This window comes from Microvirga sp. KLBC 81 (assembly GCF_003075415.1).
In the GTDB taxonomy this organism is placed as follows: Bacteria; Pseudomonadota; Alphaproteobacteria; order Rhizobiales; family Beijerinckiaceae; genus Microvirga.
The window spans coordinates 1-14429 of record NZ_QDAH01000105.1; the positions used below are offsets into that span (position 1 = coordinate 1).

Consider the following 14429-nt stretch of genomic DNA (forward strand, 5'->3'; position numbering starts at 1 on the left):
CGCGGTGGCGAACGGCAGCGTCTGCATGACTTCATTGCAAGTGCTAGCCGCGGTCGGCCGGATGCGGTCCATCTCGATATCATCGGCTCGCCCCGGCTCAGTGCGCAAGCGGCCGGGGCTGGCGGTGGGAACAGGAGCCGTTCGAGAGCCTCGTCGAGCTCCTCCGGTATCGGCTAGGCCAGCCCAGCGAGGCGGGAGCGGCAGAGATAGCTAGGAACGACGCCATTGCTGACCCCCAGCGTGCGGGCGATCAGTCGCTCGCTCAGACCCTGGGCACGTCTCAAGCAAAGAACGTCTCGGATGCGGCGCATGGACAATCTCTGGGTTCGCATCGGGTCCTCTCGCTGGTTGAACGAGGGCTCCCGTAGCCCGCTGGGATTGTCGGCCGAAGCGTCTGGCGCGCGTCAACGGCGCTCACAATCGCCTGAAACGGCTGCTCACGATGCTCTGAAATCCGTGCTCACTATGCGGTGAATTCCGTGCTCACCGTCCCGCGAAATACGCACCGAATATCCTCGATCCGAATCTCTCTGACCTCAATGCGCGCCTTGCCACGGGACACGAGAACGCCGCCGCCCTCTGGCGTGAACTGCGGGATCTCGGCTTTGCCGGCTCCCCCAAGCAGGTCTATCGTTGGCTGGCCGAACGGCTCCCGCAACGACAACAACCCAGAAATGGCGTTCAACTAGCCCGACCCGTGCCGCACCGGACGCCGCGCTTCCTTCGCCCAAGCCGCTTGCATGGCTTCTTGTGCGCCCTCCAGCACCTCTTGATGCGACTGTGGCTGCCGTCCTGGCCCGAACGGCAGGATCGCGAGGCTGCGCTCCTGACCAATCTGGCGCAACGGTTCTACACGCTGGTTCGTCACTGTTGTCGTGAACGTCAGATGCGAAACAGTGCGCAGGCCTCCATCACGGCTCTGACAGCATGGATTGCTGAAGCTCGCTGATCGGGCATCGGGGCTGTCGAAACCTTTGCCGCCGGTCTGGAGCAGGACGGGGCTGCGGTCCGCGCAGCCCTGACACGGCCGTGGAGCAGTGGGCAAGCCGAGGGTCCGATCACGCGTCTCAAACTCCTCAAGCGCTCGGTGTACGGACAAGCCAACTTCGATCTCCTGCGCCGGAGAGTGCTCCGGGCAGCGTAATCCACGCAAAGTGCGAAAGAGAGCCCAAAGCGAGGGAAGATCATTCTGCCCTGATGGATGAAGTCGAAACGGATGTACAGGCCTGCATGAACTTTCCGGCTCAGCACTGGACCAGACTGCACTCGACCAATCCGCTTGAGCGGCTCAATGGCGAGATCAGACGGTGCACGGACGTGGTGGGCGTCTTCCCGAACGCGGCAGCGATCACGCCCTTGGTGGGCGCGATCCTGCTGGAGCAGAACGATGAATGGGCGGTTCAACGCGCCCGCTACATGACCCTGGAAACGATGGCCCCGATCAGAGATGATCTCCGGGTCAGCTTGCCCACCGTGGCAACCTGATCATCCCGGCTCCGGCCGGTAATCGCGGTGATACGCCGCTAGTTACACAACGCCAGGGGCCACGATCGAGTAAAGGCCGTTTTTCGGACTCTCAGCTATTCTCCGGCGGGTCTACGCTATTGAAAGCGCGCGGCCCGCTCCGAACCTAAACGCCGGCAAAAGCAAGTAGAAGTATTAAGCCGACGTTGCCTAAGCAATCGGAATACCGATTTTGAGTGCACCCAAACGATTTTCTTTGGAGCGTGACTTATCTCTGAGTACCAGATGGCTGGCGGCAGGATTTGGATAGTGCGCATAACTTCATTCACAGCGTGGATTGCTTCCATCAAAACAATGGATTTTACAATTCTACCGAACGGCCAGTAGCAAAAGTCAGTTTAGAGACATAGAACTCGGGCATACTAGAATGGCTATCGATCTTAACCCTTCCCCTCGGGAAGAATTCTCAGCTATACGCCGAGCATCAACCGAAGCGCATGTCCATTGCAGCCACGTTCTCCGGAGTGCGCAAAATGCATCGCGCCCGCTCGACACGACAAGCGCCCTCCACGTCGCGGAGGCGATTGCTAGCTACAAACCTTCGTATAGCTTTCCCAAACCATCTTATATCAGCCACTTACCTCCGCACAATTGAGCCAGCCCTCGATCTCGCTTTAGCTTTGCGAAGAATGGGGTGTTGCTGATTGCAGATGCCAAATGCTTCCGTCCCCAGGCCAAATGGACCCCATGTCCATCGCAGTGAAATCGTGCAGAAGATGCAAGGGAAGCCGTTGATGAATCTGGTACGGATGCTTCATGCACCCGATGTAATCTCCATCGTGTATGACAATCAAATAGTCCGCGAACCGATGACGGACATGCTCATTTCGGCGGGCTTCATCCCAGAACTGCGCCAGAGAGCAGAGAAGTTCTTGAAACCCAGCCGCGTTCGGAGTACGTCCCGCTTGATTCCGGACATGCAGTTTCCCCGCGTGACAGGGATTGACCCGTGCGAGCATCTGGTTACATCCAGAAAGGCTATTCCCACTATATTGGTCACGAGCCAATCGGGCGACGACCAGCGGGCGAGGGTGCTGCGAACCGGTGTGTTCTATTACCTGAGCAAGCCATTCAGTGATAGCGAGTTGCCACCGTGCATCAACTCCAGTCCGATATGCCAGACCGCGCGGGAGAGGCGCACATGAATATTGCCTTACCCAACACCACGGGAGTTCTCTCCCGGCGCTTTCAGGTGCGGTGGAGGCTGGCCTGGGAAAACGAGCTGCAACTCTCCGATCACATCGAACTATCCGAGTTCTTTCGAAAGACCTACGGACCGACTGGGGCCTTTAATGCAAAACCCTTCGAAGGCAATCGGAGCTGGGCTGGCGCGAGGCCCGAGCTCCGCGCGATCGGCTACGACTCGAGTGGTGTAGCGGCTCATATGGGCTTTCTGCGCCGCTTCATCAAGGTTGGCGCGGCCGATCTGCTAGTGGCTGAACTAGGATTGTACGCCGTCCGTCCAGATCTTGAAGGGCTCGGACTCAGCCATGCAATCCGCGCCATGCATCCAGTTCTGCAGGATCTGGGCGTCCCATTCGGCTTCGGCACGGTTCGGCACGCGCTGCAGAAGCATGTTGCAAGGCTGGGCCGGCACGGTCTGGCGACCATTGTGTCGGGGGTTCGCGTGCGGTCTACCCATCCAGATGTGTATTTAAACTTGCAGCCCACGCGCGTCGAGGACGTACTCGTCGTGGTTCTACCGATTGGACGCTCGATCGGCGATTGGCCGACAGGTACGATCATTGATCGGAACGGACCAGAATTATGACGCGTATCGAATGCTTATCCGGAGTGGGCAGCGAGTGCGATGACAGCACCGCCGGTCGCAGCGTTTATTTGACGTTTGACGACGGCCCTGATCCACTGTGCACAACCGAGGTCCTCAATGTTTTGGCAGAACACCGGGTGCCGGCAACTTTCTGCGTCATCGGCGCGTACGCGGCAGACCAGCCACAACTCGTCCAGCGCATGATTGCAGAAGGGCACGAGGTCGCAAACCACACTATGAATCACCGGGACTTGTCCAAATGCGGACCTGGCGAAGTACACCATGAACTACTTGAGGCGAACAGGACTATTAGGATGGCATGCCCGCAGGCCCCGATACGGCACATGCGCGCGCCATACGGCGTCTGGACCGAAGAAGTGCTCACTACGTCAGCGAGCGCTGGAATGGCGCCCCTCCACTGGTCGGTAGACCCGCGAGATTGGTCTCGCCCAGGCATCAACGCGATTGTCGATGCAGTGCTCGCGTCCGTCCGGCCGGGCGCAATTGTACTTCTGCACGACGGGTGCCCTCCCGACGAGTTGGGACAAAGTACTCACGCCGGCTTGCGCGACCAGACCGTCATGGCACTGTCCCGTCTCATTCCAGCATTGCACGAGCGCGGATTTGTAATCCGCCCGCTTCCTCAACAGTACTGAACAAAGCGATATCCCATGGACCTGCTTGACACAACTAGCGTTGTCACCATCTCGCTTTATGCGCTGCTCTCGACGGCTTATAAAGGCGCGCAGGCCGTTTATGCTCGCTCAGCCGACGTTTCATCCGCGTCCCAGGAGTTGGCCAGACCCGAGCTTCTGCCAAGCGTGGATGTCATTGTCCCCTGCTTCAACGAGGACCCGCGCACGCTCTCCGAGTGCCTAGCCTCCATTGCAAACCAAGAATACGCTGGAAAGCTAAGGGTCTATGTGGTTGATGACGGCTCTGCAAATCGTGACGCCGTCATACCTGTACACGAAACCTACGCGCGTGATCCGAGATTCAACTTCGTTCTGCTCCGCAAGAATGTTGGAAAGCGCAAGGCGCAAATCGCCGCGATACGCCGCTCATCTGGAGATTTGGTGATCAACGTCGACTCGGACACGAGACTCGCCCCCGACGTCATCATGAAGCTTACACTTAGGATGCAAAATCCAGTGGTCGGCGCGACCATGGGCCAGTTGGCGGCTAGCAACCGGAGCGACACTTGGCTAACCCGACTGATAGATATGGAGTACTGGTTGGCTTGCAACGAGGAGCGCGCGGCACAGGCTCGCTTCGGTGCCGTTATGTGCTGCTGCGGTCCATGTGCTATGTACCGTCGGGCCGCGCTTCTTTCGCTGCTAGACGAGTACGAGACGCAGTTGTTTCGCGGGAAGCCAAGCGACTTCGGCGAGGATCGCCATCTCACGATCCTCATGTTGAAAGCAGGGTTTCGAACGGAGTACGTTTCTGACGCAATTGCAGCAACAGTTGTTCCGGATAAGCTAGGGCCGTATTTGCGCCAACAACTCCGCTGGGCACGGAGCACCTTTCGCGACACGCTGCTTGCTCTGCGTCTGCTGCCGACGCTTAATCGGTATCTCACACTAGATGTAATTGGGCAGAACCTCGGCCCGCTACTTCTCGCCCTGTCATCGCTAACGGCGCTCGCGCAGCTCGCGCTCACCGCCACAGTGCCGTGGTGGACAGCATTGGTGATCGCCTTGATGACTATCGTTCGCTGCAGCGTGGCGGCACTTCGTGCTCGCCAACTTCGATTTCTCGGCTTTGCTCTGCACACACTCATCAACATCTTCCTCTTGCTCCCCCTTAAAGCCTATGCGTTGGCTACATTGAGCAATAGCGATTGGCTGTCGCGCAAGGCGACCAGCCTACCAAGCGGAAATGAACAGCAGGTCATCATCCGAAGCCTAATGGCTGAACCAAACGCTACAGCAGGTCCGGCGATTGCTGAGTCAATTCGTGGGGCGAATCTTTCCCACGGGTCGTCGGGACTGGTGACGTCTGACAGCGTTTGCAGCGGCGAGTAATCTTGCATGTTTATAGGAGGACAGCCGTGGTTCAGGGCAAGCAACATCAGCTATTAGAGCGGGAACTGGCCGCAGACGATCCGTGGCGGCTCGACGGTAATCCGTTTGAGCGCGAGCGTCACGCGCAACTGCTCCGGCTGTCGGTCTCTCAAGGACTGATTACAAATGCTCTTGAGGTCGGGTGCGCGACCGGCGCATTCACGGAAAGACTTGCACCCTACTGTCGTCAGCTCACCGTGATCGATGTCATGCCGCGAGCAATTGCCCGAACCCGCGGACGAATGAAGGAACCGCCGCACATCAACTGGATCGTTTCCGACATTCAACTTTTCTCATCTGACGAGCTCTTTGACCTGATCGTGGTGGCGGAAGTTCTCTATTACCTGGACGACGTGGCGGAGATGCGTGCGGCCATCCGCAACGTGATGCGGCTGCTTGCGCCAGGTGGCCACCTGATTTTCGGATCCGCGCGTGATAGCGTTTGTAGGCGGTGGGGGCATGCAGCTGGTGCTGAGACGGGCATTGTCATCTTGACCGAAACATTGGTCGAGGTTGAGCGCGTGCAGTGCCGGGGAGAGACGGTCGACGAGGACTGCTTGCTCGTCTGCTTTCGGAACCCGAGTCGATCCTTGGTTTAGTCCAACTGACAACCGTGACATGGAGCCACTATGCGCATCTGCGGTATCAAGCTGACACATGACGGGGCGGTCGCTCTTATCGAGGATGGCCGGCTGGTTTTTTGCGTCGAGCAGGAGAAACTTAACAATAATCCGCGGTATCAAGCCATCGACAATCTTGACGCCGTTGTCGTCGCTTTGGCGGAGCACGGTCTGGATCCGCGGGATGTTGATCAGTTCGTCATCGACGGCTGGGACGGGGAGGTCGAGTCGCAATTCCAGGTTCTCAGTGGGGCCGCGCCTATCACTCTCAAAGGAGCGCCGTATGTTGAACGGCATGCTGAGTGCCCTCTGACTTCGGACTGCGGCTTCGGCCTCATGCTCGACGGAAGGCTCTTTCCTTATAGAAGCTATCCGCACGTCACCGGCCATGTGGCCTCCGCGTACTGCACCAGCCCATTTGCCAAGGCCGGACAACCCGCGTTCTGCTTGGTATGGGATGGCTGCATCTTTCCACGTCTCTACTATGTAGAATCCACGGGCGTCCGGTTCATCGAATGCCTGTTTCCGATGATAGGTCATGCCTATGCTGTAGCGGGCCATCACTTCGGACCTTATAGGCAGGCGAACCGGACCAGCTGGGACCTAGGCGTTGCCGGCAAGCTAATGGCTTATATCGCGCTCGGGTCGGTTGATGAGGACATTGTAACGCTGTTTCATGAGCTTTATCAGGAGCACTTTGCAGCCGACACTGAGTCAGCCCGTCGTTACCGCGCGAACATTAGCAGCGAAGAGTCCGCGCTTGCCGCTGTGCATGATTTCTTCCATGCCAGTGCGCTCGGACTAAAAGCCAAACGCCCCGAAGATGTACTTGCATCGTTTCATGTTTTCCTCGAGCGTCTGCTCGTCCGGGGAATGGCTATTGCTTTGCAACGACATTCGCATTGTGCGGGGCCGCGCAATTTATGTATAGGCGGGGGCTGCGGTCTCAACATCAAATGGAACAGTGCACTACGTGCTTCCGGCCTGTTCGATGCTGTCTGGGTGCCGCCCTTTCCGAATGACAGCGGCTCAGCAATTGGCGCCGCTTGTTCCGCACTGGTGGCGGAGAAAGGCTTCATGCCGCTGGAATGGTCGGTCTACAGCGGCACGGCCCTGCTACGCAGCGATGTGCCGCCCGAATGGGAGGCAGCGCCGTGCAGTATGCGTGAACTTGCTACCATCCTCGCGAGCAACAAGCCCGTGGTTTTCCTCGCCGGCCACGCCGAACTCGGACCACGAGCATTGGGTGGCAGAAGCATTCTTGCAGCCGCAACATCGGCCGGAATGAAGGATTATCTGAACGACATCAAGCTTCGTGAACACTTCCGGCCAGTGGCGCCGATATGCCTGGAGGATCGTGCGCCGGACATATTCAGCCCCGGAACGCCGGATCCTTACATGCTTTTCGATCACCAGACACGGGCAGAATGGCGGGACAAGATTCCCGCTGTAGTACACCTCGACGGATCTGCACGATTGCAGACCATTCCTAGAACCTCTCAACACAAAGTCGCCGAGCTTCTCGTTGAGTATGAAAAACTCACCGGCATTCCGCTTCTTTGCAACACGAGTGCCAACCACCATGGACGGGGGTTCTTCCCTGATACCGCTGCAGCCTGCGAGTGGGGGCGGGTTGAACACATATGGTGCGACGGACTGCTGTTGACCAAGCGCGTGCGACTGAGTGACCGTTGGTCCTCGGCGTTCTTCCCGCAGAGATGAGCGCATGTCCAGGATACACATTGACTTTGCCGGCGTAACGAAGTCATACAAAGATAGGATCATTGTCGGTGGATTGTCGTTTACTGTCGGGCCGGGAGAGTGCTTCGGCCTGCTGGGGCCGAACGGCGCGGGCAAAAGCACGATCACGCGTATGGTCCTCGGCATGACACCGCCTGACGCGGGCAAGATCACAGTGCTCGGTGTGCCAGTGCCGGCACGCGCTCGCTTGGCACGCGCGCGCATCGGCGTGGTCCCGCAGTTCGACAACCTTGACCTCGAGCTCACCGTACGCGAGAACCTGTTGGCGTTCGGGCGCTACTTCAGCATGAGCACGCGCGAGGTCGAAGCCGTCATCCCGTCGCTGCTCCAATTTGCCCGTCTTGAGAACAAGGCGGATGCGCGGGTCGCCGAATTATCCGGCGGAATGAAGCGGCGCCTAACGCTCGCGCGTGCACTGATCAACGACCCGCAGCTGTTGGTAATGGACGAGCCGACCACCGGCCTCGATCCGCACGCGCGCCATCTAATATGGGAGCGCCTGCGCTCGCTGTTGGCGCGCGGCAAGACGATAATTTTAACCACTCACTTCATGGAAGAGGCTGAGCGGCTGTGTGACCGGCTGTGTGTGATCGAGGCAGGACGCAAGATCGCTGAAGGCTGCCCTCGGGCACTGATCGACGAGCAGATCGGGTGCCAGGTGATCGAAGTCTACGGCGGCAATCCGCATGAGCTGAGTGCGCTGATCCGGCCATACGCGCAGCGCATCGAGGTGAGTGGCGAAACGCTCTTTTGCTATGCGCCCGATCCCGAGCAGGTGCTCGTGCAGCTGCGCGGACGCACGGGTCTACGCCTGCTGCAACGTCCCCCAAATCTTGAAGACGTCTTCTTGCGGCTGACCGGGCGCGAGATGAAGGACTGAACGATGTGGGAACGTTATGTGGCCGCTCTGCCTGCCAACGTGTGGAACTGGGTCGCGGTATGGCGCCGCAACTATTTGGTGTGGCGGAAGCTCGCACTAGCATCGATTCTCGGGAACCTCGCCGAGCCCATGAGCTCTCTGTTCGGCCTCGGCTTTGGCCTAGGCGTGATGGTCGGTGGTGTTGACGGCACCTCCTATATCGCGTTTCTGGCAGCCGGCATGGTCGCAACAAGCGCGATGATCTCCGCGACCTTTGAAACGATCTATGCAACATTCGCTCGCATGCACGCTCTACGCACCTGGGAAGCGATGCTGTGCACGCAGCTCACCCTCGGCGACATCATTCTCGGTGAATTGGCGTGGGCGGCCACTAAGTCCATTCTGGCCGGGACGGCAATTGCGATTATTGCCGCCATGCTAGGCTATGCGGCGTGGGCATCTGTCCTCTATGCACTGCCTGTCATCGCTCTCACTGGCCTCGCCTTCGCGAGCCTGGCGATGGTCGTCACTGCACTTGCGCCAAGTTACCACTATTTCGTGTTTTACCAGACGCTCATCGTCACGCCTATGCTATATCTGGGCGGCGCGGTCTTTCCGGTCAGCCAACTGCCTGGCGCTTTTCAGCAGGTAGCGGCCTTCCTGCCGCTGACACATTCGGTCGACCTCATTCGTCCGGCAATGCTTGGCCGCCCGGCCGACAGCGTCGGGGTACATATTACTGCGCTTTGCATATATGCGATATCGCCGTTCTTCTTGTCAGCGGCGTTGTTTCGTAGACGCCTGATGCGTTGACGCTACTTACAAGGAGCATGAGATGGAGATGCACGATGGAGTATCGCGAACTGAGCCGCAGCGGCTTGAAGATGAGTGTGCTCGGCTTGAGTACTAAGAGCCGTAGAGATCAGGACACCGAAGCCAAAGCGCGCGCAACCCCAGGGTTCTTCGGTGGAGAGCCCGATGTGCTGAACGCGGCTGCTTCTCGCCACTGCATCCAGCGCCTCTAACAGTTCCAGGAGTTGTGGCTTCACTTCGCGGACGGGCGTTACGCGAGGTTCTTTGAGGTTGGTGATGTCTCACCGGCCTTCGCAGCAGCGAGCGACAGTGTACCGTCCTTTGGTGGCGCGGTCTTGGCTCACACCAAATTGGCCTTCCTGTTACGATGAATGGAGAGTGACATGCTGTGTTTAGGACTGAGCGGCGGGCTAGACAGAATCCATGAAAATTCACCTGCGCTACCGAGCACATTTTTACACGATGGTGCTGCGGTGCTTGTCCGGGACGGCCGGGTAATAGCGGCCGTCGAAGAAGAGCGCTTCAATCGGATCAAACACTCTAATAAGTTCCCGAGCCGTTCGATTCGATACTGCCTTGCATCCGCAGGGATTCAGCTCAGCGACATCGACCGCATCGCGTTCTACGCTACCGAGGCGTATTGCAATGCGATGCTCGAACGCTTGTTCGTTCCCGAGCCCAACTTTTCCATGCCGTTGGATGCGAAACTTGCTATGCATAGGTTACTAGCGCAGGAGTTTGGTACCGAGGTCGATCCGTCGCGCATCTCATTCGTAAGTCACCATCTCGCGCATGCCGTTAGCGCGTTCTCAATGTCGGGATTCGAGCAAAGCCTGATCCTCGCTCTCGATGGCAGTGGCGACTTCCTCTCGGGTCTCGTGGCGGTAGGATCCGGTACCGAAATAACGCAACTCGCGACTATCCCAGAGAATAATTCGCTTGGGCGGTTTTACCTTGAGACGATCCGATATCTCGGTTACGGCTTATTCGATGAATACAAGGTCATGGGTCTTGCACCTTACGGGGATCCCGCTCCCTATCGCGAGCTCTTCGAGCAGTTCTACGAACTCTCAGACAACGGTGGTTACCGCGTCTACCTTGACCGCATTGGTCCGGCGTTGCTCCGCAGCATCCAGGTCAGGCGAAAGGGAATGCCGTTTACGCAGCAGCATCGAGATGTCAGTGCTTCATTGCAGGAGGCGCTGGAGCGGATTGTAATTCACGTTCTCCGGCACTATCGCGAGGCCACAGGAATGAAGCGCCTGTGCCTGGCTGGAGGGGTAGCCCACAACTGCACCATGACCGGCAAGCTGCTGTATTCAGGGCTTTTCGAAGATATCTTTGTGCAACCCGCGGCGCACGATGCTGGTTGCGCTTTAGGGGCTGCACTAATGATGTCTAGCGATCTGGGCCGGCCCGCGCCGCGTGAGCGACTGCAGGAAGTCTATTGGGGGCCTGATCTCGGGACTGACTGCGCCATAGAGCAGGAACTGAATGCATGGGCCGGACACCTCGCCGTTGAACGCAGCGATGACGTGGCAGGCAGAGCAGCCGAGTGGATTTCTAATGGCGCTGTGATCGGCTGGGTGCAGGGGCGTTCGGAGTTCGGGCCACGTGCGCTCGGTAACCGCAGTATTCTTGCCGACCCTAGGCCGGCCGCAAATAAGGACCGGATTAACGCGATGGTCAAAAAGCGCGAGGGCTATCGACCCTTCGCACCGTCGGTGTTAGAGGAGGATGCGCGCGAATTTTTCGACCTCCCGGCCGGAACGGGCGAATTTCCCTTTATGAACTTTGTAGTTCGCGTGCGCGACTCCAAGCGCAGCCTGCTCGGCGCCATCACCCACGTTGACGGTACAGCGAGGCTGCAAACGGTATCTCGCAAAACAAATCCGTCGTACTGGGAAGTTATTGATGCGTTCAAGAAGCGAACGGGCATCCCGATTTTGCTTAATACGTCTTTTAACAACAACGCCGAGCCGATCGTCCAGTCGGTTGCGGACGCGATTGCCACGTTTCTGACGACAGAGCTGGATGGACTTGTGGTCGGGCCATTCCTCGTCAAAAAGCGAGCCGTAACGCTGGAGCACTGGACTTCCCTCGCGGTTTCACTGCCGCGTTATGCGTCCGTCTATCAAGTCCGCGCTTGCACGGCAGGGGATCGCCACGAGACGGTGTGCGAGATTCGTTCTGGCCACTCCAGCCGTGGCAGTGCGCGCATTTCACGTGATTTGTTCGATCTGCTCATGCGGATTGCTGGCGAGGCCGTGCTCGGAGATCTCCTCGATGCAATTACGTTTGATCAGGCCAGGCGTGAAGCTCTCGTCAAGGAGCTGCGAGGATTGTGGGAGCAGCGCCTTGTTCGGCTACATCCCACATATGCTGCTCGCATGCAGCAAGACAGCGATCAAATATTGGGCGAAGCGTAAGAGGCAGTTGTGATTATGGTAGTATCCATTTCTCCAAGTATGCGGAGAAGCTGGCCCCTGGCGGAGATGTATCCGGGGGCTGAGCTTATGGTTGTAGTTCAGAGCGCCGCAACAAAGCAGGCGCAGGTCCACATGACAAGCCGTCGATGCACCGGAATTTCTATTCAGCTTGGTACAGATAGCAGAGCCTTTCGAGGAACTGATGCAATAGAGCGGATTGCCACGCGCCTGGAATTAAGTGCGACGACCGCAACATTTCGACGCGGCAGTGCAGGGGTGGGAGCCGTTGGGGGCCAATCGCCTCCGGTGCGGGGGTACGAAGGGTCTACCAGTCCAACTGGCCAGCACCACGATCGCTGATGATAGCATTGGTCAGGGCTACGTAGAGATTCCGTAACCTCCTGCTTGATGCGGTATTCCAAAACGAGGCGAAGCAAATGCTTGTTAGTGGCTCAATGAAGGATCGGTTCGTTGTTTCTCGACGGCGTACTGGTTTCGGTGATTGCCTGTGGTCGCTGGCGGCAGCTTGGCGTTACGCGCAGCGGACGGGGCGGGCGCTAGCCATCGATTGGCGCGGCTCCTGTTATCTGGACCAACCTTTTACGAACGCCTTTCCGGTGTTCTTCGAGCCAATTCAAGACATTGCTGGCGTACCGGTTATTTGCGATGATCAGATTAATCAGTTCTCATTCCCGGGCCCTTTTTTCCCGCCATGGTGGAATAAGCCCTCCATCGACTGCGTTTATCGCCCTGATGAGCAAATCTTCCGAGAACGAGATGAGCTGAGCCGGCTTTTTCAAACGCAGGATGATAGTGAAGCTAACACCGTGGTCTGCGACGCTTGTTTGATGTGGTGTTGCGATCAGGATGCCGAGCGACAGATTTTTCGGAGTGTCAAACCACGATCTGAAGTTCAAGCCCGTATTGACACCATTTATCGGGAGCATTTTATCGGGCACAGCGTAGTCGGGGTTCACGTTCGGCACGGCAACGGCGAGGATATTATGGGGCACGCGCCCTACTGGGCTGATCCGGAGCTCGCTTTACGGCAGGTATGCACTGCCATTTACAAGGCCAAAGCGCTGCCCCATCCAAGGCCTGTGAAGGTGTTTTTGTGCACGGACAGCGTGTTAGTGCTTGATCAGCTATCGGAACTGCATCCCGACCTTTTCACTGTCCCAAAACGCTTCCAAGCGCATCAGGCAGGGCCATTACATAATGCAGAACTCGGGGTTGACGGCGGTTTTTCTGCTCTCGTCGAGATGTATCTCCTTGGGCGATGCGATACCGTGATCCGTTTTCCGCCGACTAGCGCTTTCACGCGCTACGCCTGCCTCTCCGTGCCACGCATCATTGAGTTCGATTTGAATGATCCGAGCCGGTTGATCTTGATTGCAGAACCGCCCGAGAATTCTCAAACTATATGAAAGTTATAACTCATGCAACAGAGCCCTAATTGCGTGGAGGGAAGATGGATGCCGAATTTTCGGCTAGCGGGCAAGCGCGTCTGGGTCGCCGGCCATCGCGGAATGGTGGGCTCTGCCGTAGTGGGAGCCTTGGCGGGGAGAGATGTAGAAATTCTCACAGTAGATCGAGCCGAGGTCGATTTGCGCCGCCAGAGGGAGGTTGAGGATTGGATGGGGTGGAAACGTCCACAAGCTGTGGTCCTGGCCGCCGCAAAGGTCGGCGGAATCTGGGCTAATGCAACATATCCAGCCGACTTCATCTACGACAACTTAGTAATCGAAACAAACATTATTCATGCTGCCCATAAGGTCAACGTCGAGAAGCTGCTATTTCTTGGTTCGACCTGTATCTATCCTAAGTTTGCGGAGCAGCCTATTAGGGAGGACGCGCTCCTTACAGGAGCGTTAGAGCCTACCAATGAGTGGTATGCCGTTGCCAAGATCGCTGGTCTCAAGCTTGCAGAGGCATATCGCGTCCAGCACGGGCATGACTTCATTTCGGCCATGCCGACCAATCTATATGGCCCCAACGATAATTTCGATCTCGCGAATGGACATGTCTTGCCAGCATTGATGCGCCGCATTCACGAGGCCAAGATCGCGGGGGCCCCGGCCGTAACGATTTGGGGTACGGGCCAGCCACGACGTGAGTTTCTACACGTGGACGATCTTGCGGACGCAGCGGTTTTTCTAATGGAAAACTACTCTGATCGCCTGCATGTCAACGTGGGCACCGGAACCGATATCAGTATCCTTGAACTGGCCGAGATCATTGCTGAGGTGGTTGGGTACGAAGGTCGATTTGACACCGATAGGTCAAAGCCGGACGGTACGCCCCGCAAGGTTACCGATATCAGTCGCCTGCGCACGCTCGGCTGGCAGCCGAAGGTCAATTTTCGTGAAGGGCTTCAGCAAACCTATACTTGGTTTCTCAACAATGAACGGGCGCTCCGTATCGGGTAAAGCTCCGACGAGGACTCATAAAATAAAGTTAGCTCACGCGGTGTTTGTTCTCAGTGGCGAAATTCGTACTAATACGCGACATGTGAGGTCCGGCACGGTGTAGTTACTGTTGATCGGAAAATCACTAACAAGGGCAAGGGGCCCAACTTGCCGCGTC

General features: G+C 57.6%; 14 protein-coding genes and 2 pseudogenes. 13 read left to right on the top strand and 3 right to left on the bottom strand.

Annotation, left to right across the window (positions count from 1 at the left end; translation table 11 throughout):
* Positions 1-83: 83 nt before the first annotated feature.
* The 3 genes and pseudogenes from DC522_RS36520 to DC522_RS35150 form a co-directional block, all read right to left on the bottom strand.
* Positions 84-332, bottom strand: a pseudogene (locus DC522_RS36520) (IS21 family transposase); the annotation flags it as partial.
* Positions 333-463: 131 nt separating this feature from the next.
* Positions 464-685, bottom strand: a complete 222-nt coding sequence (locus DC522_RS29635) for a hypothetical protein (RefSeq protein ID WP_116532088.1) — start codon at positions 683-685, stop codon at positions 464-466.
* Positions 686-1099, bottom strand: a complete 414-nt coding sequence (locus DC522_RS35150) for a hypothetical protein (protein ID WP_165820373.1) — start codon at positions 1097-1099, stop codon at positions 686-688. It lies immediately after the preceding gene.
* A gap of 89 nt (positions 1100-1188) precedes the next feature.
* Here DC522_RS35150 and DC522_RS29645 point away from each other — a divergent pair.
* The 13 genes and pseudogenes from DC522_RS29645 to DC522_RS29700 form a co-directional block, all read left to right on the top strand.
* A pseudogene (locus DC522_RS29645) lies at positions 1189-1485 on the top strand (transposase); the annotation flags it as partial.
* A gap of 788 nt (positions 1486-2273) precedes the next feature.
* Positions 2274-2669, top strand: a complete 396-nt coding sequence (locus tag DC522_RS37615) for a response regulator (protein WP_371680844.1) — start codon at positions 2274-2276, stop codon at positions 2667-2669.
* A complete protein-coding gene (locus DC522_RS29655; protein ID WP_116532091.1) occupies positions 2666-3295 on the top strand; it encodes a NodA family N-acyltransferase in 630 nt (209 codons plus the stop codon). The genes DC522_RS37615 and DC522_RS29655 overlap by 4 nt, the downstream gene beginning before the upstream one ends.
* The gene (nodB, locus tag DC522_RS29660; protein ID WP_116532092.1) at positions 3292-3951 is read left to right on the top strand and encodes a chitooligosaccharide deacetylase NodB; all 660 of its coding nucleotides are present in this window, start codon (positions 3292-3294) and stop codon (positions 3949-3951) included. The genes DC522_RS29655 and nodB overlap by 4 nt, the downstream gene beginning before the upstream one ends.
* Positions 3952-3966: 15 nt before the next feature.
* Positions 3967-5322 carry a chitooligosaccharide synthase NodC gene (nodC, locus tag DC522_RS29665; protein ID WP_116532093.1) on the top strand — a complete coding sequence of 452 codons (1356 nt, stop codon included), beginning with the start codon at positions 3967-3969 and terminating at the stop codon, positions 5320-5322.
* A 26-nt stretch (positions 5323-5348) separates the two neighbouring features.
* A complete protein-coding gene (gene nodS, locus DC522_RS29670) occupies positions 5349-5960 on the top strand; it encodes a nodulation methyltransferase NodS (protein WP_245444686.1) in 612 nt (203 codons plus the stop codon).
* 30 nt (positions 5961-5990) lie between these two features.
* The gene (gene nodU, locus DC522_RS29675; protein ID WP_116532095.1) at positions 5991-7703 is read left to right on the top strand and encodes a nodulation protein NodU; all 1713 of its coding nucleotides are present in this window, start codon (positions 5991-5993) and stop codon (positions 7701-7703) included.
* Between the two features lie 4 nt (positions 7704-7707).
* Positions 7708-8622 (top strand): nodulation factor ABC transporter ATP-binding protein NodI, encoded by a 915-nt coding sequence (gene nodI / locus DC522_RS29680; RefSeq protein WP_116532096.1) that lies wholly within the window; start codon positions 7708-7710, stop codon positions 8620-8622.
* Between the two features lie 3 nt (positions 8623-8625).
* The gene (locus DC522_RS29685; RefSeq protein ID WP_116532097.1) at positions 8626-9414 is read left to right on the top strand and encodes an ABC transporter permease; all 789 of its coding nucleotides are present in this window, start codon (positions 8626-8628) and stop codon (positions 9412-9414) included.
* Positions 9415-9449: 35 nt separating this feature from the next.
* Positions 9450-9626, top strand: a complete 177-nt coding sequence (locus DC522_RS35155) for a hypothetical protein (protein ID WP_165820375.1) — start codon at positions 9450-9452, stop codon at positions 9624-9626.
* 171 nt (positions 9627-9797) lie between these two features.
* On the top strand, positions 9798-11843 hold the full coding sequence (locus DC522_RS29690) for a carbamoyltransferase (RefSeq protein WP_116532098.1): 2046 nt from the start codon (positions 9798-9800) through the stop codon (positions 11841-11843).
* 437 nt (positions 11844-12280) lie between these two features.
* Positions 12281-13270, top strand: coding sequence for a nodulation protein NodZ (locus DC522_RS29695; RefSeq protein ID WP_305777716.1), 990 nt, complete (start codon positions 12281-12283; stop codon positions 13268-13270).
* A 48-nt stretch (positions 13271-13318) separates the two neighbouring features.
* Positions 13319-14272, top strand: a complete 954-nt coding sequence (locus DC522_RS29700) for a GDP-L-fucose synthase (protein WP_116532099.1) — start codon at positions 13319-13321, stop codon at positions 14270-14272.
* The last annotated feature ends 157 nt before the right edge of the window (positions 14273-14429 follow it).